Origin of the sequence: Microvirga makkahensis (assembly GCF_009830105.1) — a bacterium.
Classification (GTDB): Bacteria; Pseudomonadota; Alphaproteobacteria; order Rhizobiales; family Beijerinckiaceae; genus Microvirga; species Microvirga makkahensis.
Genome location: NZ_WURB01000022.1, coordinates 1 through 18,799 on the forward strand (window position 1 = coordinate 1; position 18,799 = coordinate 18,799).

Genomic DNA, 18,799 nt, shown 5'->3' on the forward strand with positions numbered 1-18,799 from the left:
GCGCTCATCTTCGCGGAGCCTGACTTCCTGCTGCTCGACGAGCCGACGAACAACCTCGACCGCGAGGGACGCGCGGCGGTGATCGATCTTCTCGCCGATTGGCGGGGCGGCGCGATCATCGTCAGCCCTGATGAAGCATCCCTCAATGCCATCGGGGTCTCCCGCAGGCTGGACCTCGCATCCGCGCAGAACCGACGGGGGATCTTTGATGCCGAAAGGCGCACAAAATGCAGGTCCGCCTTTCAGGTTCGGTTCGAGTCGCCGCCCTCGACCTGGTTCGCCTTGTCCTCGCCGGGCACGGTCGTGGCTTCGCCCAAGGTTTCGCGAACATAGAGTTTCTTCACCAGGACGAACACGACCACGGCCAAGGGGAAGCCGAAGATCAGACCGAGCGTCCCGAACAGGACGCTGCCGATCAGAATGGCGAAGAGCGCCAGGGCCGGAGGCGTGGCGATGACGTTCTGCGTCACCAGCGGTTGGATGACGTTGCCCTCGATCTGCTGGATGACGAGCGTGGCCAGAACCGTCCAAAGGGCGGCCTCGCCGCTCACGGTGAAGGCGATCAGCACGGCGGGAGCCGCTCCCAGGAACGGGCCCAGGAAGGGGATGAAATCCGCCAGCCCCGCGATGAGGCCGAGCGCGAAGGGCGAGGGCAGGCCGATCCACCAATAGGCGAGAGAGGAGAGAATGCCCACGCAGGTCATGGCGATGAGTTGGGAGACGAGCCAGAGCCTCAGGGCCTCGCCGGAGGCGCGAAGGGAGCCTTCCACGCGCTGGTGATGACGAATGGGGAAGAGCTTGATTGCGCCCTGGAGATAGGTCCGCGGCGAGGCTGCGATGTAAATGCCCGCCACGATCACGAGCACGAGGTTCGTCAGGGCGCCGAGAATCGTGCCGCCGATCCCGGCCAGCCGTGAGGCGATGCCGCCGCTGGGCGCGTTGCGCAGCATCTCGTTCAGATTGTCCGTGACGGCTCCGAAGCCGAGATTCTTGCTGAAATTGTCGACGGCGAACGGCAGCTGCTCGGCCACATTGGCGAGCTGCGAGCGGATCTGTGTGCCAAACATCACAGCCAGGAGCAGAAAAGTCGCGAAAATAAGAAGAGTAGCGACGCTCAGGCTCCAGCGCTCGGCTACGCGAAGATAACGTATGAGCAGGTCCGCCAGAGCATGCAGGATGATCGCGACGAGAACGGCCCCGAAGGCCAGGAGAAGGACGTCTGCGAGCTTCCAGAGCAGGAGAGTTAGCAGGACGAGGCCCAGGACGATCAGGGTTTTCCGCACGAACTCGGCATCCCCCATGATCCTGCGAAAGGAATAGCCGTCCTCGTCCATCAGCCGTCCTCTGTCTCGTCATCAGGACAATGGAAACGGCAAAGCCGGGTTCCCTTGACGGGTCAGGGACATAAGTCAGAGGCCGCTCTGGTTCATGCTTGGCTGTAAAAATTGTGTAATGGGAGAGTTTGCCGTTGTTAGGAACGTAAAAGGAGCCGGGTAGTTGATAGTAAGGAAGGAGGGTTCATGTAATGACATCGCATGTGATCTGCTTTTTGCTTGGCACCGTGTTTCCTCTGGCCGCTGTCGGTTGGATGATTGCTCATCAATAGGTCGCCGCTCCGCACCTCATGAAGATGAGAGCAGAGGATAGAGAAGGAACTTGCGCAAAGATGCCCGCGCGGGTTCGAAATGTGCGGGGGCTTACCGTGCGGCAACGGCGGCGCGCTTGATGAGCTCCTCCCGCAAGGGGACGGGCAGGTCGATTCCGGTCAGGCGCCAGGTCGTGTATTGCAGGCGCATGGTGATCCTGAACTGCTTGTCTTTCGGCTGATCCACCGGAACGGGGATCGTCACGCTCCGGAAGCCCTGGGACTCAGAGAAGAGAAACGTTTTCCACGCCTGCCCGAAGGACCCGATGTCGAGGCGAGGGGCTGCGGCCGCCCCATCCGAGCCGCGGCCTACGGCCCGCTCGGGCCAGCCGTCCTCGAACAGGTCGACCAAAGCCTGGGGCGTGACGAGCTGCTCCACGACGGGGTTGAGAACGGCGGTTCCCGCCTCGGTCGCGAGGTCCAGCTCGGGCCCCTGAAGATCCTGGTCCTTCAGGTATTCGCCGAGAATCTGGCGAGAAAGCGAGGTTCGCAGGGCGTTGAAATTCACGCGCTCCGCAATCCTGTCCATGTCCTTGGCTCCGACTGCCTTGCTCAGATCGTAGAGCGCCACGAAGGGCGAGACCATGAAGATCGCCCAGGCCAGGAAAAGAAGAAAGCTGATCCGCAATGTCCAGCGCATGAGGCCGATGGTTCCTTCGCAATGCTGCCATCCGCCCCACAACGATGCGAGACGGCGGGCAGCCGGGAAAGGTCCCAATGTGGGAATTGCCGGCCGCATAAAAAAGGGCGGCCAAACGGCCGCCCCGGTCGGGGGAGCTGCCCCTCTGCCTGGAGCATCGGAGAGATGGCGCGTCGTCCGGTGCGGCCCGAAGGACCACGTTGTTGAAAATCCAGGTCTTCCTTTTTGCACGATGCGCTAGCCGCGGGCGCGGGCGCGGATCATGAAGGTGTCGTAGGAGTACTCGGCCACCTGGAACCACAGGTACTCCTCGTTGCGGAACCCGCGGACGCTCTCGTAGATCTTCTTGAATTCGGCGTTCTTGGCGGACACCTCGTCGTAGACCTCGTTGGCGGCTTTGTAGGCGGCCTCCAGGATCTCCGATGCGAGGGGACGCAGCTGCGTTCCGGCGCCGAGTAGGCGGCGCAGGGCGGCCGGGTTGCGGGCGTCGTACTTGGCCAGCATGTCCTGGTTGGCATAGCCGGCGGCGGCCGTCAGGATGGCCTGATACGCCTTCGGGAGCTCTTTCCATTTCGCATTGTTGACGAAGAGGTGGATCGCCGGACCGCCCTCCCAGAAGCCCGGATAATAGTAGTAGGGCGCGACCTTGGAGAACCCGAGCTTCTCGTCGTCATAGGGGCCGACCCACTCGGCGGCGTCAATGGTGCCGCGCTCAAGGGACGGATAGATGTCGCCGCCGGGGATCTGCTGCGGCACGGCACCGAGCTTGGTCATGACCATGCCTGCGAGGCCCGCGATGCGCATCTTGAGACCCTGGAGATCCTGAACGGTCTTGATCTCCTTGCGGAACCAGCCGCCCATCTGGACGCCGGTATTGCCGGCCGGCATGCCGTAGAGGTTGTGCTTGGCATAGAACTCGTTCAGGAGGTCGTTGCCGCCGCCGTGATAGAGCCAGGCATTCATCTGACGGGCGTTGAGGCCGAACGGAAGGGCCGTGCCGATGGCGAAGGTCGGATCCTTGCCGAAGTAATAGTAGGAGCAGGTATGGCCCATCTCGACCGTGCCGTTGCCCACGGCATCGGCCACTTGGGGCGTGCCGACGATCTCGCCCGCCGCGAAGGGCTGGATCTGGAACTTGCCGTCGGTTGCCTCGGACACGAACTTCGCGATCACTTCGGCCGCGCCGTAGATCGTATCGAGGGACTTCGGGAAACCGGATTGCATGCGCCACTTCAGGTCCGGCATCGACTGAGCGATGGCGGGGGCCGCGACCGCCGTCGAGGCGGCACCGGCTGCAGCGGCCTGTATAAACTGACGACGCTTCATGTGTTTGTTCTCCTCCCAGGGATCGTGACTTTTGTCACTTGGCCTTATTGACACTAAATTTCGTTCAACCCGCAAGGAGGTAACGTGTCATTATCGACCAATGACGGAGACGTCTTGTGAAAACCGCCTCGGGGAGGCTCAAGATCCAATCCCCTCCAAGGGCACGTCGATCGTGCAGATGACCCCTGCAGACTCGTAGGCGATATGGGCGGATCCGTTCAGCTCGCGCGCCAGGCCTTTCTGGATCAGGCGGGAGCCGAAGCCCGTCCGCCGTGGAGGGCTGACCGGAGGCCCGCCGCGCTCTTCCCAGCGCATGATCAGGCGCTGTCCGGTCGCCGCCGCGAAGGTGGACCAGGACAGACGGATCCGGCCCGACGAGTTGCTGAGGGCGCCGTATTTGAGAGCGTTGGTGAAAAGCTCGTGCAGGGTCATGGACAGGCAGAGGGCCATCGGCGGCGCAATGCGCAGATCGGGCCCATCCATCCCGATGCGCGTGCGCTCCGCGGCGCTCGCCTTGTACGGAGCGCAGGCCTCGGCCAGGACATCCGAGAGGTTCGCGCCCTCCCAGTTCTCCCGGGTGAGGACGTCATGGCCGCGCGCGAGCGCAAACAGACGCGCCTCGAAGGCGCTGCGGGCCGCCCGTAGTTCCTCGTCTTCGTGCGAGGCGAGCCGGCTGAAGCTCTGGGCCGCAAGCGATTGGACGGTCGCGAGCGTGTTCTTCACCCGGTGATTGAGCTCGTTGATGAGCAGCCGCAGGTGGTCCTCGGCGCGCTTGTGGTCGGTGATGTCGATCTGGAGGCCGTCCCATATGGCTTCGCCGTTCGGCAGAATCCGGCGCGTGGCCATGATGCGCTGCCAGCGCAGCTCCCCCGTCACGCCGTGGCGGATGGCGATTTCCATGTCGAAGGGCTTTCCCGTGGCATGGGATTCGATCTGGGCCTGAAAGACTTTCTCGCGAAATTCGGGCAGGAGGAGATCGTAGAGCGCCGTCGGATCCTCGATCGCGCGCTCGGCCGGAACGCCGTTGATCCGTTCGCAGCTCGCCGAGACATAGATGAAGCGGCGGTCGAAGAAATTCTCGGCGTCCCTCATCTGGTAGACCATGCCGAGCGGCAGGTTGTCGGCGAGGGCGCTCAGCTGGGCCCGGCTCTCCCGCAGATATTCCTCGGTCCTGCGGCGCTCGGTCCAGTCGCGGAAGCTCACCGCAATTCCCCCGTCATAGGGGAATACTCTGTACTCCAGATGGCGGCCTGGCGCGCCGACCGTCCTGGATTCGAACGACGCCGCGACGCCCGTACGGAATACGTCCTCACAGCGCCTGCGCAGATCCGTTCCTTCGGAATGGGGGGAATGGGGGAATACGTCCCAGATGACGCGGCCGAGCATGCTCGGCGCTGGCGCGCCGAAATGTTCCTGTGCCGCGCGGTTGATGTAGGTGAATCGCCATTCGCCATCGAGGGAGTAGAACGCGTCGCCGATCCCTTCGAGCAGGACGGCGAGCCGCCCGTGATCCTTCGCGTCGGAGATTGGACCACGGGATGGTCCGTCGTCATCCGGGATGACGAGAGCGCCCGAAATCCTCTGCTGGTCGGGAGAAGCTGGAAGAGCGGATCGCGGCACGTTCATCCATCGAAACATAATCATATTACGTTTCGGGCGCAATCCGCGAACTTTCCTGCAACGCGCCGGGAAGAACGTCAGGGCAGGGATCCTGGGGACGAACTGCCCCCCGGGCCCCGTGGCGGGAACGCTGCGCGGTTCTTGAGAGGATCAGCTCTTCGGTACGCTGAAGGCCTCCGCAGCGCAGACGATGGCGAACAACGCGATCACGCCTGCCAGCTCCGCGATGTTCATCACGAGGACTGCAGGATCGGCGACATAGAAAAGGGCGCTCGCGACGAGCGCAATGATCGTAGCCCAAGCGAGCATGGGCCTTCTCCCGGCTTATTCTTGTGCGACCTAATAATCCCAAAGAGACAAAGAAGTTCCTAACCTCACCCAGAATTTTTCTGGACGCTGCCGCTCGCGGCCGGAGCGCGATGCACTATCTGCGAGGCGTGAACCAAGGTGCGAAGGGAGCTCGCGCTTGCGTCCCCTGATCGATCGGAGCGTCTCTGACCTTCCCTGTCCGGATCCCGCCTTGCTGGAGGAGGCGCGCCGGACGGCGCACGCCTCCTCGGCGCATCGGGACGTCCTGAGCCGGATCGAGGCTTTTCGCAGGCTCGAAACGCGTCCGCCGCGAAATCCGGTGTCCTGCCCCGGCCGCCTGCGGATCGCGGCCCTCAATGCCGAGCGGCTGAAGCGGCCCGAAGAGGTCAGGCGGCTTGCGGATCGGGTCGGGGCGCACGTCCTTCTCCTGAGCGAAGTCGATGTCGGCATGGCCCGGTCGGGCAATATCCACACCATCCGCGAACTCGTCGCCCCGATGGGCGAGGGCTACCTTTACGGGGTCGAGTTCGTGGAGCTCGATCTCGGCGACGAACAGGAGATGCGCTGCCATGCGGGTCAGCGCAACCTCTGCGCGCTCCATGGGAACGCCATCGTCAGCGGGCTCGCCGTCGAGCGCCCGCATGTGATTCCGCTGGAGGAGAGCGGGCTCTGGTTTCAGGGATTCGAGGGGGCGCAACGGCGCATTGGCGGGCGAATCGCGCTCGCCGCCTGCGTGGCCGATGCGTCGCGCCCCCTGTGGGTGGTGAGCCTGCATCTCGAAAGCAAGACCGATCCGGCCGACCGGCGGCTTCAGATCCGCAACCTGCTGCACGCCCTGAAGCGGCTGGCGCCGGACGATGCCTGCGTCATCGGCGGGGATTTCAACACGAAAGCCCTGCCGAGCGGCGTGGGAGAGCGGCATCTGCTGCTCGAGGAGCCGGAACGCTACGAGCCGCTCTTCGCCGATCTTCGGGAGGCAGGCTTTTCGTGGGCTCGCGCGAATCGGGCCGATCCGACTCAGCGCGACGGCCCGTCGAAGACGCATCCGCGCCCGTTCGGAAAACTCGATTGGTTCTTCACGCGCGGCGTGAGAGCGGAGAACCCCCAGATCGTGCCCTCCGTGGACGGGCAGGGACAGCCCATTTCCGATCACGAGATGATCACGGTCGATGTCGTCCTCGATGAACACGCCTGACGGAGGCGCCTCGGAGGCTCTTCGGCATCACCGGCCTCGTGCCGGTGGTCCCGGTCACGCGAGGCACGGCGCTCCTCGGAAGCGAGATGGCCGGAACGAGCCCGATCGAGACGATGCGGTCGACGGGCCGGAGGCAGCCTCCAAAGGCCACTTGACAGCGCAACGCTGATAGGGTACAAAACGTGAACACTGGCGAAGTGTGAATGATCTCCCCCGGCTTCGTCCATGGTGCAAAACCTCCGCCGCTCAAGCGCCGCTTGGGCGGTTTTTTGTTGGCCGGACCGGCGATCAAGAGAATGCAAGATCCCTCCCTTCATCAACTTCGGCGCCTATGCCGGGGATTCCGAACCCTTGAGCGCCATGCTTCTCCGAACGGATGGCCGGGCCGCGCCCGGCTGTGACGGTGAGGCTCATGCGATGAGGTTTGCCATGCGTGCTGCCAAAGCCGTTTCCGCCGCTGGCCAGGCGAGGGCCTACGAGGCCTATTGCCGCCCGGAGGTCGCTCTCCAGGACATCGCGAAGGATCTGGGCGTGTGCATACGCACCTTCGCCAATCTGCGCCGCCGCTGGGGCTGGCCGCGGCGCGCCGACGCGGTCCGCGAACGGGACGCGGAGGACGCGCGCCGCAGGGAGGCGCGCCTGGCGTTCGAGAACGGATTGCACGCCGCCGCCAACGCCCTCGTCGCGACCACCTGCGCGCGCATCCAGGCATTGTCGCAGGCCGGCGAGGGATCGTCCACCGACCACGACAGGACAGCCCGGATGCTCGCGTCCTATGCCAGGACGCTGGCGGCCGCGCGGCTGCTTCTGCAACAAGGCAAAACGTCCGATGCCGGACACCAATTCACACGGACGGGCGCGCCCGGCGATGGCCCGGTCGACGAGGGCCAGGATGCTCCGCGCGAAGAGCCGGGACGCTCGCTCCACGAACTCCGCGACGAGCTTGCTCGCCATCTTGAGCGGATTGTCGCGGAGGAGGAAGCTCGCGGAAGCGACGGCCTTCTTCTCTGAAAAGGATCTCGAACGGCTTTTGCGCCACTGGCCCGTCCGCTGCCGTCCCGAGCAGCGCGTGCCGGGCCTGTGCCGGATGCGCGATCCGTGGACGATCTGGCTCATGCTGGGCGGACGCGGGGCGGGCAAGACCCGCACCGGCTCCGAATGGGTGCGCGGCATCGCGCTCGGCGAGCCGGATTTCGCGGTGGCGCCTGTGCGGCGTATCGCGCTCGTCGGAGAAACCTTTTCGGACGCCCGCAACGTGATGGTGGAGGGGCCCGCCGGAATTCTCGCCGTCCATGCGCGCCAGGAGCGCCCCGTCTGGTCGCCGTCCTTGCGCAAGCTCGAATGGCGCAACGGCGCGGTGGCGCACGTGTTCTCCGCCGAGGATCCGGATTCGTTGCGCGGGCCGCAATTCGAGGCCGCCTGGGCGGACGAGCTCGCCAAGTGGAAGCACGTGGAGGCGAGCTGGGACATGCTGCAATTCGGTCTGCGCCTCGGCGCGCATCCGCGCCAGGTGGTGACGACGACGCCCCGGCCGATCCCGCTGCTGAAGCGCCTCCTCGCCGATCCCGCGGTCGCGGTCTCGCGCGCCAGAACGTCGGACAACGCGGCCAATCTCGCGCCGGCCTTTCTCGAAGCGGTCGTCGGGCGCTATGCCGGGACGCGGCTCGGGCGGCAGGAGCTCGACGGCGACATCATCGAGGACCGCCCGGATGCCCTGTGGGCGCGGGAGACGATCGAGGCCCATCGCGCGGATGCGCCGCCGCCGCTCATGCGCATCGTCGTTGCCGTCGATCCGCCCGCCTCTTCGTCCAGGCGCGCGGATGCCTGCGGCATTGTCGCGGCGGGTTTGGACGAGGGTGGCACGGCCTATGTGCTGGAGGACGCCACCGCCTCCGGACTCAAGCCGCCCGAATGGGCGGAAAAGGCGGTGGCGCTCTACCGGCGGCTCCAGGCCGATGCGTTGATCGTCGAGACGAATCAGGGCGGCGAGATGGCGACCGGCGTGATCCGTGAGGTCGATCCGTCCGTGCCCGTGGCGAGCGTGCGCGCCACGCGCGGAAAGTATCTGCGCGCGGAGCCCGTCTCCGTTCTCTACGCGCAGGGCCGCGTGCGCCATGTCGGCGCGATGCCCGAGCTGGAGGACGAACTCTGCGATTTCGGCCCCGACGGCCTCACGTCGGGACGCTCGCCGGACCGCCTGGACGCGCTCGTCTGGGCTCTGACCGAGCTGATGCTGCGCGGCAGGAAAGAGCCGCGGGTGCGTGTCTTGTGAGTCGCGGGAAAGGAATCCGCGCGCAGGCCGGAGCGGGAGGACGTTGTGGAGGCCAGGACGCCTCTTCTCGTCATGGCCGGGCCTGTCCCATCATCCTTCCTCCTTCTGTCATGGCCGTTCCCGCCGTGATCGGGGGATCAGTCCCGGCCGTCCCGATCGGAAAGGCGCGGCGCATTTCATCATCGGGATCGCCGGCACAGGGGCGGTGATGGCGGGGAGATGCCGCCATACGACGCGGTGCTACGAGCGCCTCATCCCTTTTGCCATTGTCTGGGCAGGAGTTTTTCATGCTGACCAAACTGACCCGCTGGTTCCGGGCGCCGCCGGAGGCCAAGGCCTCGCGCGCGCATTCGGCTGCGGCCTTCTACTTCGAAGGCCGCGCCGTGTGGACGCCGCGCGATTACGCGGCGCTGTCCCGCGAGGGTTTTCAGAAGAACGCCGTCGTGCATCGTGCGGTGCGGGTCGTCGCGGAATCGGCGGCCTCGCTGCCCCTGATCCTGAAGCAGGACGGCCGCGAATTGGCGGCTCATCCGCTCCTGTCGCTGCTCGCGCGGCCGAATGCGCGGGAGGGCGGGCAGCGATTCCTCGAGAGCGTGTACGGACACCTGATGGTGTCGGGCAACGCGTATGTGGAGGCGGTGGGCGTGGACGGCGCTCCCTCCGAGCTCTATGCGCTGCGGCCCGACCGCATGCGCGTGGTGCCGGGCAGCGACGGGTGGCCCTGCGCGTACGAGTATCATGTGGGCTCGGATACGGTCCGGTTCGCGATGGGGCAGGGTGAGGCGGTGCCTCCCATCCTGCACCTGACCCTGTTCCATCCGGCGGACGACCATTATGGGCTCTCGCCCATGGAGGCAGCGGCGACCGCGCTCGACATCCACAACGCGGCGGGCGCCTGGAACAAGGCGCTTCTCGACAATGCGGCGCGCCCGTCGGGGGCGCTCGTCGTCGGAGGCAGCACGCTCACTGACGCGCAGTTCGAGAGGCTGAAGAGCGAGCTTGAATCCAACTACCAGGGCGCGTCCAATGCGGGCCGCCCGCTGCTGCTCGAAGGCGGCGTCGATTGGCGGCCGCTGTCGCTGTCGCCCAAGGAGATGGACTTCGTGGAGGCGAAGGCCTCCGCGGCGCGGGAGATCGCGCTCGCCTTCGGCGTGCCGCCCCTGCTGCTCGGGCTTCCGGGCGACAACACCCACGCCAATTTCGCCGAGGCCAACCGCGCCTTCTACCGGCAGACGGTGATCCCGCTCGCGAAGCGAACGATGCAGGCCCTCGCGCAATGGCTCTCTCCCGGCTTCGGCGGGACGCTGCAGCTCGAGCCCGATCTCGACGCCATCGAGGCGCTCGCCGACGAGCGCGAAAGCCTTTGGCGCCGGGTGTCGGCCGCGCCCTTCCTGTCGGACGACGAGAAGCGTGAGGCGGTGGGATATGGGCGTGGCTCGAGCGGCCGCACCGCAAGAGGAAGACAGGCGCGCTCCCTGCGCGAATGACCGCGCCGCGGCCCCGGCGCTCCGTTCCGACACGCCACGTCACCGCCGGCCTCGTGCCGGTGAGCCCGATTGTGGGAAGCGTTTTGCATTTCGCATCGGATGGCCGGGACAGGCTCGGTCATGGCGCGAAAGAGCCGGGACGGCCATGACAGGAAGACCTGCTGCCATCCTGGAAGACGAGGCTTCCAAACCTTCATCAAACCTTCGTGATCGGGGGCTCTTTGTACGAGAACAAATCATGAACATTGTCGATCGGATCGCCGAGGCCATCATCAGCCGGGGCGATCTCGCCCATCTCGCCTTGTTCGTCTGGGCGAGCGGGGCCTCCACGCTGCTCGCCATGACCCTTCGCGACCTCTTCGCGGCCAACCGCCGCTTCGACGCGTTCGTGCGCGAGCTGTCCCTCTTCAATCGCCGTCACACGGGAGATCCCTCATGACCCGAACCTTGCCCCGCCCGGCCCGCAAGCCCAGACCTGAGCGGACCGGGCAGAGCCGCGCCTCGCTCGTGTTTCGCGACTTCGTTCGCCAGCTCGAGAAGCTCGATTCACGCCCTCCCAAGCCCGCCCGCGGAGCGCGGGCATGAAACAGGCGGCCCCTCACTCCGCGCAGGAGGTGAAGTTCCTCGCCGAGAAGCCGACCGCCGTGGAGGTGGACGGGGTGTTCGAGGGCTATGCCAGCCTGTTCGGCGTGGCCGATCTCGGCAAGGACGTGGTCATGCCCGGCGCTTTCACGGACAGCCTGAGGAAGCGCGATGCGGGCGCGATCAGGCTCCTTTGGCAGCACGATCCCGCCACGCCCATCGGGCGCTGGCTTTCCATCGAGGAGGACCGGCGCGGGCTTCGCGTGCGCGGCAGGCTCAATCTCGCCGTCGAACGGGCGCGGGACATCCATGCACTCATGCGCGAGGGCGCGGTGGACGGATTGTCCATCGGATTTCGGGTGGAACGGGCGAGGGCGGAGCGGCCGACGGGCCTTCGGCGTCTGGAGAAGCTCGACCTGTGGGAGATCTCCGTCGTGACCTTCCCGATGCTCCCGGGAGCGCGGGTGGAAAGCGTGAAACAGGGGCTGCCGAGCCTGTCATCATCCATTAGAGCAGCGGCCGTTCGACTATTTTCCTGAACCTCGGCAGGAGATGTGCGTTACACGCATGCCCGCAGGGAGGCGGACGCTGCGGGCGCCGCCCATGATGCCGTCCGCTCTCTCGGGAGGTTCTTCATGAAAAAGCTCGCTTTCGTCGCCCTTCTCGGTCTCGCGGCCGCGGCCTGCACCACCACGGAAGAGCGTGTCGGCGGCGCGGCCGTCGGCGCGGGCGTCGGCGCCGTGGCCGGCCCGCCCGGTGCGATCGTCGGCGGCGCCGTGGGTGCGGCGGTCGGCCCGTCCGTTTCCAATTCCGTAGAGGCGAACACCCGCCGCCGCCGCTACTAAGCAATTCCCCTCGGCAGGGAATGACGGGCCCGCCCTCCGGCGGGCCTTTTTCGTTGAAGCCGACCTCTATTTCAGAACCACTGGATTGACATGATTCCCGTTGTTGAAACCAAATCGATGTCCGACGACGTCGCCTCGGCATTCGAGGATTTCGCCCGCGCCTTCGAGGCGTTCAAGGATGCCAACGATACGCGCCTCTCCGAAATCGAGACGCGCCTGTCGAGCGACGTGGTGACGGAGGAAAAGCTCACCCGCATCGACGCCGCCCTCGACGACGCCAAGCGCCGTCTCGACCGCCTGGCCCACGACCGCTCCCGGCCGCCTTTGAGCCGGGGCTCCGACGCCGCGCCGCGCGATCCGGTCCAGGCCGAGCACAAGGCGGCCTTCCATGCCTATATGCGCTCCGGCGAGGCCACGGGTCTGAAGCGGCTCGAGGAGAAGGCGCTCTCGGCGGGCTCGGGTCCCGACGGCGGCTATCTCGTTCCCGACACGGTCGAGACGGAAGTGCTGCGCCGGCTGTCCGCGATCTCGCCGATCCGCGCGATCTCGTCGGTGCGCGTCATCTCCGGGGGGCAGTACAAGCGCGCTTTCTCGACCTCGGGCCCTTCGACCGGCTGGGTCGGCGAGACCGCCGCACGGCCGCAGACGGCGGGGCCGGCGCTCTCGGAGATGAGTTTCCCGGCCATGGAGCTCTATGCCATGCCCGCTGCGACGCAGACCCTTCTCGACGACGCGGTAGTCGATATCGACCGCTGGATCGCGGAGGAGGTCGAGGCCGCCTTCGCCGAGCAGGAGGGCGCCGCTTTCGTGAACGGCGACGGCACCGCCATGCCGAAGGGATTCCTTGCCTCCGACGTCGTGGAAAACGACTCCTGGATCTGGGGCCGTCTGGGCGCGGTCCACACCGGCGGCGCCGGGTTTCCCGCCTCGAATCCGTCAGACGTGCTGGTTGAACTGGTCTATGCCCTGAAGGCGGGCTATCGCCAGAACGCGTCCTTCGTCATGAACCGCAAGTCGCAGAGCGCCATCCGCAAGTTCAAGGATGCGAACGGCCAGTATCTCTGGGCCCCGCCAGCGAGCCTCGGCCAGTCCGCGACCCTGATGGGCTTCCCCGTGGTGGAAGCCGAGGACATGCCCGACATCGCGGCGGACGCCTGCGCCGTCGCCTTCGGCGATTTCAAGCGCGGTTATCTGGTCGTCGACCGGGCGGGCCTGCGCGTGCTGCGCGACCCGTATTCCGCCAAGCCCTACGTGCTGTTCTACACCACCAAGCGCGTCGGCGGCGGCGTGCAGGACTATGCGGCGATCAAACTGCTGAAATTTGCTCCTTGAGCATATCGCCCCAGGCCTCTTCGGCCACGTCATCCCCGGCCTTGTGCCGGAGCTCCCGATAGAGTGAGGCGCGGCGTTTTCCGAGACGGGATGACCGTGACGGGCTCGGTCATGACCGCGTGAAGCGCAAAGCAATGTGAGCGAGTTCAGCGTCTGGTCCATGCTCCATCAGTGGCGAGGAGGCTGCGGACCGCCTGCCTGACCCAGCCGAGATGCTCCGCGAGGGGCGTCACGGCCGTCAGGCCTCCGCAGGCATAGCGCCTGCCCCCGCTGCTGGAGCGCAGGGCGCCGCTCGACCAGCTGACGACGCCATAGAGCAGATAGCTGTCTTGCGTCGCTGCGAGGATCGGGCCGCCGGAATCACCCCGGCAGGCGCCCGCGCCGCTGGTTTCGGCCAGCCGGTCGGGATCGGCGACGATCAGAACGCGGTTGGCCACCTCGATCGGACCGAGGGACACGAGATTGGCGTGCCGAAGAATACGTGCCGTGCCCTTGCGGCTCTCGTCCGAGACGCCGAAGCCTGCGATGGTCACCGCATCGCCGACGTCGATCCTGCCCGCCAGGGTGGGATCGAGGGGCAGGAAATCTGCGCCGAGCCGCTGCTCGAGGCGCAGGATCGCTAGATCGACGCCCGGCTGCGTGCGCGGCGTCGTGCCGGTGACGAAGGTGGGGTGAATGGCGAGCGCGACCACCTTGATCCGCTGCCGTTTGAAGGCCCGGTTGACCGCGACGACCCGGTAGGAGGCCGCATCCGTGACGCAATGGGCCGCCGTGAGGACCAGATTCGGGCCGATGAGGGCGCCCGAGCAGAGTTCCCCCGTGGAGTTCTCGATGAAGACCACCGAGCGCCTGAGGCCGTTGGGATCCCGCGACGCTGCGCCCAGCAGGATGGCCTGCGCGGAGCCCGTGAAAAAGGTGAGAGCAAGGAGAACGAAAAATGGGAGCGCACGCATGGGGATTATGGAAAAGGATGAATCGGAATGAAAGGGAAGGCACGTTCGCGCAGGATAGTTCCACCCGGTCCGGAATTTCCAGTCCTGTCTCTTTCCCTCGTCGTCACCGGCTCCCTTCGCCCTCGTCACCGGCCCGGTGCCGGTGATCCCGATGGCTTGAGGCGCTGCGCTCCCAGGGCGGGGTAGCCGGGACGCCCGGTCGTGACGGCGGATCGTCCCGGCCCGGTCCTCTAGCCGCCCGTCCATGACGCGGCGCGATTCCAGGTCCGCAGCGTGCGGTCGATCCATTCCTTTTGCGGCCCCAGGAGAATGCCTTGGGAGATCCTTCCGCAGCTGGATCGCCCAGCCCCCTTTGCCCAGGTCGTGATGGCGAAGACGTTTCCACCCTGCATGACGGGGCCGCCGGAGTCGCCCTGGCACGCTCCTGTCACAACTCCTTCCAGCCAGACGAGAAGCTGGCTGGAACCGAAAGGCTCGATCGCTCGCAGATCTGCTGTGCGGAAGGTTCCGGACGACTTGCCATCGCCTTCTTGTGCCACGCCGTAGCCGCCGATGGTGACGGTTTCTCCTTTGGGCGGTTTCGCAGGGGTGAGTTGCGCCCGCTCGAAACGTTCGGGCAGCGGCTGAGGAATCCGCACGAGCGCCAGATCGATGGAGCGCTGCCGGGTCTCGATGGCCTTCGCGTTGTAGCTCGGATGCACGGCTTTGGCGGCAGGCGGGATCAGCACCGGCTCGCCCGCCTCGTCGCGAAAATGAACCCGGTGCTCGTCCGCGCCCGTCACGCAATGGGCCGCGGTGAGCACCACGTCGCGCGCCACCACGACGGCGCTGCAGACGCCCCCGTTCGAACTCAGCACCATCACGCTCTGCCGGGCGAGGGGGCCCTGGTCCTCCGCGCCGCCGACGATGGCCTTTGCCCCGCTCGCCGCGAGCGACAGGGCGAAGGCGAGCGTGATCAGACGATTCATCATGGAAGGATTCCTGTTGCGATGATTCCGATATTCGTTGACGGCCCCGCCGTCGAGCCCATAACGCTGCCCGAGATGAAGGCCTATCTGCGCCTCGACGACGATGGGCAGGACGATCTGCTCACAGGCCTGATCAGGGCGGCGCGGCTCATGGTGGAAGCCGCCTCCCGGCGTCTCCTGATCGAGCAGGGCTGGCGCGTCGTGATGGATCGCTGGCCGAAAGGCGGCAGGGTTCTTCTGCCGCTCTCCCCGGTGCTGGCCGTGGACCGCGTCAGGGTGCTCGATGCGGCAGGCGCCGCCACGGATATCGCCCCGGATTCCATCGAGCTGGATGGAGCGAGCGACCCTCCCTGCATGACGGTCCTTGAGGCGCCGGAGCCGGGCAAGGCGAGAAACGGGATCGAGATCGAGCTGCGCGCGGGCTACGGCGCCACCCCCGAGACGGTTCCGGACTGCCTGAAGCTCGCGATCAAGATCCTCGTCGCCCATTGGTTCGAGAACCGGGGCGACGTGGCGGGCGCGCAGGTTCTGCCGCCCGACGCCATGGCACTCGTGACGCCTTTCCAACGGGCGCGTCTCTGACATTCACTCACCGCCATCCCGGCCCCTTCCTCGTCATCCGCGGCCGTGTGCCGGGGATCCCGATTGCCGGGAGCGCCGCGCCTTTTCGATCGGGACGACCGGAGCAGACCGTGGCGCGACATCCCTTTCTCGACGTGTGTTCCCCATGAAAACCAAGTCATTGCCCATCGGCGCGCGCGCGCGCCGGTTCGTTCTCGAAGTGCCTCTCGAGAGCCCCGACGGGTTCGGAGGCGTCATCCGTTCCTACAGGCCGGGGCCTCAGCTCTGGGGCGCGATGGAGATGCTCTCCGGCTCCGAGCGCATCCGCGCCGACCGGCCGGACCAGAGCCTGACCCACCGGATCACCCTTCGCTACCGCGACGGCGTGACCGGCGCCATGCGCCTGACCTCGGGCCTTCGCCGCTTCGCCATCCGGGCCGCCTCCGATCCGGACGGCACGCGGCGCGATCTCGTCTGCCTCGTCGAGGAGATCAAGGCATGACGAGCCCGGTCCTCGCCTTGCGCCGGGCCATTCTGGAAACGGCTTCCGGGGATGGGGAACTGATTGCCCTCATGGGCGGGACGTTGCGCCTTCATGACGAGCCGCCCCGGAACGCGGAGCCGGTCTATGCGCTGTTCGGCGACGTCGCGGCCCGTGACTGGTCCACGGATACGGATCGCGGTCACGAGCAGAATCTCGCCATCGTGGTCTGGTCGGAGCGCGGCAGCGCCCGCGCGGGGCTCGCTGCGGCGGAGCGCTTCTCCGCCGTCCTCGACGGTGCGGAGCTGACCCTGGAAGGCCACAGGCTCGTCAATCTGAGCGTGACGGAGATCGTATCCGCCCGGGACAGCGATACGCAGCTCTCGCGTGTCACCTTGCGCCTTCGCGCCGTTACCGAGCGTGCGTGAGGGGAGCACTTCTCCTTCGCGTCATTTCTCGTTCACGCCATTCCAATTCACCTCGTCATCCCCGTCCTCGTGCCGGGGATCCGCATCCTGTTCCGCGTGACGGTTCTCGAAGACGTGGATGGCCCCATCCAGTACGGCCATGAGGGGGAGGGGCGGCACAGTCCCGCCTCACGTCATCACCAGCTCTGTGCCGGTGATCCAGATCCGTCGAGGCGAGGCGCTCTTCCAAGTCGAGACGGCCGGGACGAGGCCGGCCTTGACGGTAGGCAGCTGCGCCGGTGGAGGAGGCCCCCTCCCGACGTCTTCATTTTCAAAAGGATTGTTCCATGCCTGCACAGAAGGGCAAGGACCTGCTCATCAAGGTCAGCGACGGCGATACCGGCTTCGTGACCGTGGCGGGTCTGCGCACCCGTCAGATCTCGTTCAACGCGGAGACCGTCGACGTCACCCATGCGGAATCCGCCGGGCGCTGGCGCGAGCTTCTCGCCGGCGCCGGCGTGCGCCGCGCGGGGATCACCGGCTCCGGCGTGTTCAAGGACGAAGCCTCGGATGCGCGGATGCGCCAGGCGTTCTTCGACGGCGACATCCTCGTCTATCAGATCGTCGTTCCCGATTTCGGGCGCGTCGAGGGGCCGTTCCAGATCATCAGCCTCGAATATCGCGGCGATCACGCGGGCGAGGTCACGTTCGAGATGGCGTTCGAATCCGCCGGTGCCCTGACCTTCGTGGCACTGTAGGCCGCTCGTCCGCCGGGATGGTCCGGACTGATCCCCGGATCAGTCCGGAAACGGTCATGACGGGACCGGCGCACCCCACATTGCAACCGGAGAAATCATCATGGCGAACAAAAGACGCGGCGAGGTCGCGCTGCGGCTCGGCGAGAGGCGTTATACCTTGTGCCTCACGCTCGGCGCGCTGGCGGAACTGGAGGAGGTCTTCGGCGTCGAGGATCTCGTGGCGCTCGCCGAGCGCTTCGGCACGGGCCGTCTGTCGAGTCGCGATCTTCTCAGGCTGTTGGCTGTCGCCTTGCGCGGCGGCGGTCACGACATGAGCGATGCGGAGGTGGCGGGTCTTCCGCTCCATGACGGCATCGAGCCCGTCGCATCGGCCATCGCCGAGATTCTCGTCCTCACGTTCGGTGCGGGTGCTCCAACGTCAAACCCTCCGCTGCCGCAGAATGCTTGAGCGAGCCGCAGGCCTTCCCGTGGGAAGACGCGATGATGCTGGGCCTGAGCGTTCTGCGGTGGAGCCCCGACCAGTTCTGGCGCGCGACGCCGGGCGAATTGTTCGCGGCTTGGGAAGGCTTGAGCGGCGGGCGACGGGTGGAGCCTGCCGTCAGCCGTGATCTGAGGCGGATGATGGACGCGTTTCCGGATGTGGACGGGGAATGATCCCCCCTTTCCGGCACGCCTGCCGCAGGAAACGGCAACGGGACTGGAAAGAGTTTTGAAAGGAGAGGCGCCCATGGATCACCCGAAAGACCTTGCGCTCGCGCAAGAGGCCGCTCTCGACGACAAGCAGCGCCAGCTCGATACGCTCATCGGCCTCTCGGAGAAGTTCGGCGACTCCCTGTCCAGGGCTTTCGCGAAGAACATCACCGAAGGCAAGAAATTCGATGGCGTCTTGAAGAAGGTAGGGGAGTCTCTCGTGCAGACGGGGCTGCGTCTCGCGCTCGGGTCTCTGCAGACCGCCTTGAACGAAAGCCTGAAGGGGTTGCCCGCCGCGTCTGCGCAAGGCTCGCTCCCGATGAGCGGCGGAGACCTGTTCGGCGGCCTTTTCAAGGGTATAGGCTCAATCTTCGGCTCCCTGTTCGGCTCAGGAGGAAGCGCCGCGCCCTTCGCCGAGGGGGGCGTGTTCTCCCGCGGCATGGTGATGCCGTTCGCGCAAGGCGGTATCATCGGCGCGCCCACCTACTTTCCGTTGGGGCGCGGTCTCGGAATCATGGGAGAGAGGGGCGCGGAGGCCGTGATGCCGCTGGCCAGGGGACCCGACGGGAAGCTCGGCGTGCGCTCCGGCGGAGGAGGACGCCCCGCCTCGATCACGGTCAATATCACGACGCCCGATGTGGAGAGTTTCCGCCGGTCCGAGGCGCAGGTTTCCGCCGCGCTGGCGCGGGTGGTCGCCCGGGGCCAGCGCGTGATGTAGCAAACGGGCG

General features: G+C 66.3%; 24 protein-coding genes and 1 pseudogene. 17 read left to right on the top strand and 8 right to left on the bottom strand.

Annotated features, from left to right (window positions below; all coding sequences use genetic code 11):
• A pseudogene (locus GR328_RS28735) lies at positions 1-153 on the top strand (P-loop NTPase family protein); the annotation flags it as partial.
• Positions 154-242: 89 nt separating this feature from the next.
• On the opposite strand, the gene GR328_RS20590 reads toward GR328_RS28735, so the two are convergent.
• The 5 genes from GR328_RS20590 to GR328_RS20610 form a co-directional block, all read right to left on the bottom strand.
• Positions 243-1,334, bottom strand: a complete 1,092-nt coding sequence (locus tag GR328_RS20590) for an AI-2E family transporter (protein ID WP_160887179.1) — start codon at positions 1,332-1,334, stop codon at positions 243-245.
• 363 nt (positions 1,335-1,697) lie between these two features.
• Positions 1,698-2,285: a DUF2939 domain-containing protein gene (locus tag GR328_RS20595; protein WP_160887181.1), complete on the bottom strand. Its 588-nt coding sequence runs from the start codon at positions 2,283-2,285 to the stop codon at positions 1,698-1,700.
• A gap of 237 nt (positions 2,286-2,522) precedes the next feature.
• Positions 2,523-3,611 (bottom strand): TRAP transporter substrate-binding protein, encoded by a 1,089-nt coding sequence (locus GR328_RS20600; protein WP_160887183.1) that lies wholly within the window; start codon positions 3,609-3,611, stop codon positions 2,523-2,525.
• A gap of 138 nt (positions 3,612-3,749) precedes the next feature.
• Positions 3,750-5,231, bottom strand: a complete 1,482-nt coding sequence (locus tag GR328_RS20605; protein ID WP_205790186.1) for an HWE histidine kinase domain-containing protein — start codon at positions 5,229-5,231, stop codon at positions 3,750-3,752.
• A 150-nt stretch (positions 5,232-5,381) separates the two neighbouring features.
• Complete coding sequence (locus GR328_RS20610; protein WP_160887187.1) at positions 5,382-5,540, bottom strand: hypothetical protein; 159 nt, start codon at positions 5,538-5,540, stop codon at positions 5,382-5,384.
• A 157-nt stretch (positions 5,541-5,697) separates the two neighbouring features.
• Between GR328_RS20610 and GR328_RS20615 the strand changes: the two genes are divergently transcribed.
• The 9 genes from GR328_RS20615 (at position 5,698) to GR328_RS20650 (ending at position 13,253) form a co-directional block, all read left to right on the top strand.
• On the top strand, positions 5,698-6,735 hold the full coding sequence (locus GR328_RS20615; protein ID WP_160887189.1) for an endonuclease/exonuclease/phosphatase family protein: 1,038 nt from the start codon (positions 5,698-5,700) through the stop codon (positions 6,733-6,735).
• 429 nt (positions 6,736-7,164) lie between these two features.
• A complete protein-coding gene (locus GR328_RS20620) occupies positions 7,165-7,746 on the top strand; it encodes a hypothetical protein (protein WP_160887191.1) in 582 nt (193 codons plus the stop codon).
• A complete protein-coding gene (locus tag GR328_RS20625) occupies positions 7,679-9,007 on the top strand; it encodes a DNA-packaging protein (RefSeq protein ID WP_425487060.1) in 1,329 nt (442 codons plus the stop codon). Before GR328_RS20620 ends, GR328_RS20625 begins: the two co-directional genes overlap by 68 nt.
• A gap of 287 nt (positions 9,008-9,294) precedes the next feature.
• On the top strand, positions 9,295-10,494 hold the full coding sequence (locus GR328_RS20630; RefSeq protein WP_160887193.1) for a phage portal protein: 1,200 nt from the start codon (positions 9,295-9,297) through the stop codon (positions 10,492-10,494).
• Between the two features lie 238 nt (positions 10,495-10,732).
• The gene (locus GR328_RS20635; protein ID WP_160887195.1) at positions 10,733-10,933 is read left to right on the top strand and encodes a hypothetical protein; all 201 of its coding nucleotides are present in this window, start codon (positions 10,733-10,735) and stop codon (positions 10,931-10,933) included.
• Entirely contained in the window at positions 10,930-11,079 is a 150-nt protein-coding gene (locus GR328_RS20640) for a hypothetical protein (RefSeq protein ID WP_160887197.1), read from the top strand. The genes GR328_RS20635 and GR328_RS20640 overlap by 4 nt, the downstream gene beginning before the upstream one ends.
• Positions 11,080-11,144: 65 nt before the next feature.
• Positions 11,145-11,615 carry an HK97 family phage prohead protease gene (locus tag GR328_RS20645; RefSeq protein WP_160887296.1) on the top strand — a complete coding sequence of 157 codons (471 nt, stop codon included), beginning with the start codon at positions 11,145-11,147 and terminating at the stop codon, positions 11,613-11,615.
• A 96-nt stretch (positions 11,616-11,711) separates the two neighbouring features.
• On the top strand, positions 11,712-11,921 hold the full coding sequence (locus tag GR328_RS26725; protein WP_170304148.1) for a hypothetical protein: 210 nt from the start codon (positions 11,712-11,714) through the stop codon (positions 11,919-11,921).
• A gap of 90 nt (positions 11,922-12,011) precedes the next feature.
• Positions 12,012-13,253: a phage major capsid protein gene (locus GR328_RS20650; protein WP_160887199.1), complete on the top strand. Its 1,242-nt coding sequence runs from the start codon at positions 12,012-12,014 to the stop codon at positions 13,251-13,253.
• A 146-nt stretch (positions 13,254-13,399) separates the two neighbouring features.
• Here GR328_RS20650 and GR328_RS20655 read toward each other — a convergent pair whose 3' ends face one another.
• Both GR328_RS20655 and GR328_RS20660 read right to left on the bottom strand, forming a co-directional pair.
• On the bottom strand, positions 13,400-14,206 hold the full coding sequence (locus GR328_RS20655) for a S1 family peptidase (protein ID WP_160887201.1): 807 nt from the start codon (positions 14,204-14,206) through the stop codon (positions 13,400-13,402).
• Positions 14,207-14,436: 230 nt separating this feature from the next.
• Entirely contained in the window at positions 14,437-15,177 is a 741-nt protein-coding gene (locus GR328_RS20660; RefSeq protein ID WP_246216010.1) for a S1 family peptidase, read from the bottom strand.
• 18 nt (positions 15,178-15,195) lie between these two features.
• On the opposite strand from GR328_RS20660, the gene GR328_RS20665 reads away from it, so the two are divergent.
• The 3 genes from GR328_RS20665 to GR328_RS20675 all read left to right on the top strand — a co-directional run bounded on the left by GR328_RS20665 (position 15,196) and on the right by GR328_RS20675 (position 16,644).
• Complete coding sequence (locus GR328_RS20665; protein ID WP_160887203.1) at positions 15,196-15,756, top strand: head-tail connector protein; 561 nt, start codon at positions 15,196-15,198, stop codon at positions 15,754-15,756.
• A 145-nt stretch (positions 15,757-15,901) separates the two neighbouring features.
• Positions 15,902-16,237, top strand: coding sequence for a phage head closure protein (locus GR328_RS20670; RefSeq protein ID WP_160887205.1), 336 nt, complete (start codon positions 15,902-15,904; stop codon positions 16,235-16,237).
• Complete coding sequence (locus GR328_RS20675; protein ID WP_160887207.1) at positions 16,234-16,644, top strand: DUF3168 domain-containing protein; 411 nt, start codon at positions 16,234-16,236, stop codon at positions 16,642-16,644. Before GR328_RS20670 ends, GR328_RS20675 begins: the two co-directional genes overlap by 4 nt.
• A gap of 21 nt (positions 16,645-16,665) precedes the next feature.
• Here GR328_RS20675 and GR328_RS20680 read toward each other — a convergent pair whose 3' ends face one another.
• Complete coding sequence (locus GR328_RS20680; protein ID WP_160887209.1) at positions 16,666-16,803, bottom strand: hypothetical protein; 138 nt, start codon at positions 16,801-16,803, stop codon at positions 16,666-16,668.
• A gap of 167 nt (positions 16,804-16,970) precedes the next feature.
• Here GR328_RS20680 and GR328_RS20685 point away from each other — a divergent pair, with 167 nt between their 5' ends.
• The 4 genes from GR328_RS20685 (at position 16,971) to GR328_RS20700 (ending at position 18,789) form a co-directional block, all read left to right on the top strand.
• Positions 16,971-17,381, top strand: a complete 411-nt coding sequence (locus GR328_RS20685) for a phage major tail protein, TP901-1 family (protein ID WP_160887211.1) — start codon at positions 16,971-16,973, stop codon at positions 17,379-17,381.
• Between the two features lie 100 nt (positions 17,382-17,481).
• Positions 17,482-17,829, top strand: coding sequence for a gene transfer agent family protein (locus GR328_RS20690; protein ID WP_160887213.1), 348 nt, complete (start codon positions 17,482-17,484; stop codon positions 17,827-17,829).
• Positions 17,826-18,035, top strand: coding sequence for a phage tail assembly chaperone (locus tag GR328_RS20695; protein ID WP_281352022.1), 210 nt, complete (start codon positions 17,826-17,828; stop codon positions 18,033-18,035). The genes GR328_RS20690 and GR328_RS20695 overlap by 4 nt, the downstream gene beginning before the upstream one ends.
• 73 nt (positions 18,036-18,108) lie before the next feature.
• Positions 18,109-18,789 carry a phage tail tape measure protein gene (locus GR328_RS20700; RefSeq protein WP_160887215.1) on the top strand — a complete coding sequence of 227 codons (681 nt, stop codon included), beginning with the start codon at positions 18,109-18,111 and terminating at the stop codon, positions 18,787-18,789.
• The last annotated feature ends 10 nt before the right edge of the window (positions 18,790-18,799 follow it).

What these genes read in the sequence shown, in the direction of transcription:
- GR328_RS20675 (WP_160887207.1), top strand. Translation starts at nt 16,234, where the DNA reads ATGACGAGCCCGGTCCTCGCCTTGCGCCGGGCCATTCTGGAAACGGCT.
- GR328_RS20650 (WP_160887199.1), top strand. Translation starts at nt 12,012, where the DNA reads ATGATTCCCGTTGTTGAAACCAAATCGATGTCCGACGACGTCGCCTCG.
- GR328_RS20610 (WP_160887187.1), bottom strand. Translation starts at nt 5,540, where the DNA reads ATGCTCGCTTGGGCTACGATCATTGCGCTCGTCGCGAGCGCCCTTTTC.
- GR328_RS20635 (WP_160887195.1), top strand. Translation starts at nt 10,733, where the DNA reads ATGAACATTGTCGATCGGATCGCCGAGGCCATCATCAGCCGGGGCGAT.
- GR328_RS26725 (WP_170304148.1), top strand. Translation starts at nt 11,712, where the DNA reads ATGAAAAAGCTCGCTTTCGTCGCCCTTCTCGGTCTCGCGGCCGCGGCC.
- GR328_RS20665 (WP_160887203.1), top strand. Translation starts at nt 15,196, where the DNA reads ATGATTCCGATATTCGTTGACGGCCCCGCCGTCGAGCCCATAACGCTG.
- GR328_RS20620 (WP_160887191.1), top strand. Translation starts at nt 7,165, where the DNA reads ATGCGTGCTGCCAAAGCCGTTTCCGCCGCTGGCCAGGCGAGGGCCTAC.
- GR328_RS20590 (WP_160887179.1), bottom strand. Translation starts at nt 1,334, where the DNA reads ATGGACGAGGACGGCTATTCCTTTCGCAGGATCATGGGGGATGCCGAG.
- GR328_RS20600 (WP_160887183.1), bottom strand. Translation starts at nt 3,611, where the DNA reads ATGAAGCGTCGTCAGTTTATACAGGCCGCTGCAGCCGGTGCCGCCTCG.
- GR328_RS20700 (WP_160887215.1), top strand. Translation starts at nt 18,109, where the DNA reads ATGGATCACCCGAAAGACCTTGCGCTCGCGCAAGAGGCCGCTCTCGAC.
- GR328_RS20690 (WP_160887213.1), top strand. Translation starts at nt 17,482, where the DNA reads ATGGCGAACAAAAGACGCGGCGAGGTCGCGCTGCGGCTCGGCGAGAGG.
- GR328_RS20640 (WP_160887197.1), top strand. Translation starts at nt 10,930, where the DNA reads ATGACCCGAACCTTGCCCCGCCCGGCCCGCAAGCCCAGACCTGAGCGG.
- GR328_RS20630 (WP_160887193.1), top strand. Translation starts at nt 9,295, where the DNA reads ATGCTGACCAAACTGACCCGCTGGTTCCGGGCGCCGCCGGAGGCCAAG.
- GR328_RS20595 (WP_160887181.1), bottom strand. Translation starts at nt 2,285, where the DNA reads ATGCGCTGGACATTGCGGATCAGCTTTCTTCTTTTCCTGGCCTGGGCG.
- GR328_RS20670 (WP_160887205.1), top strand. Translation starts at nt 15,902, where the DNA reads ATGAAAACCAAGTCATTGCCCATCGGCGCGCGCGCGCGCCGGTTCGTT.
- GR328_RS20655 (WP_160887201.1), bottom strand. Translation starts at nt 14,206, where the DNA reads ATGCGTGCGCTCCCATTTTTCGTTCTCCTTGCTCTCACCTTTTTCACG.
- GR328_RS20660 (WP_246216010.1), bottom strand. Translation starts at nt 15,177, where the DNA reads ATGATGAATCGTCTGATCACGCTCGCCTTCGCCCTGTCGCTCGCGGCG.
- GR328_RS20685 (WP_160887211.1), top strand. Translation starts at nt 16,971, where the DNA reads ATGCCTGCACAGAAGGGCAAGGACCTGCTCATCAAGGTCAGCGACGGC.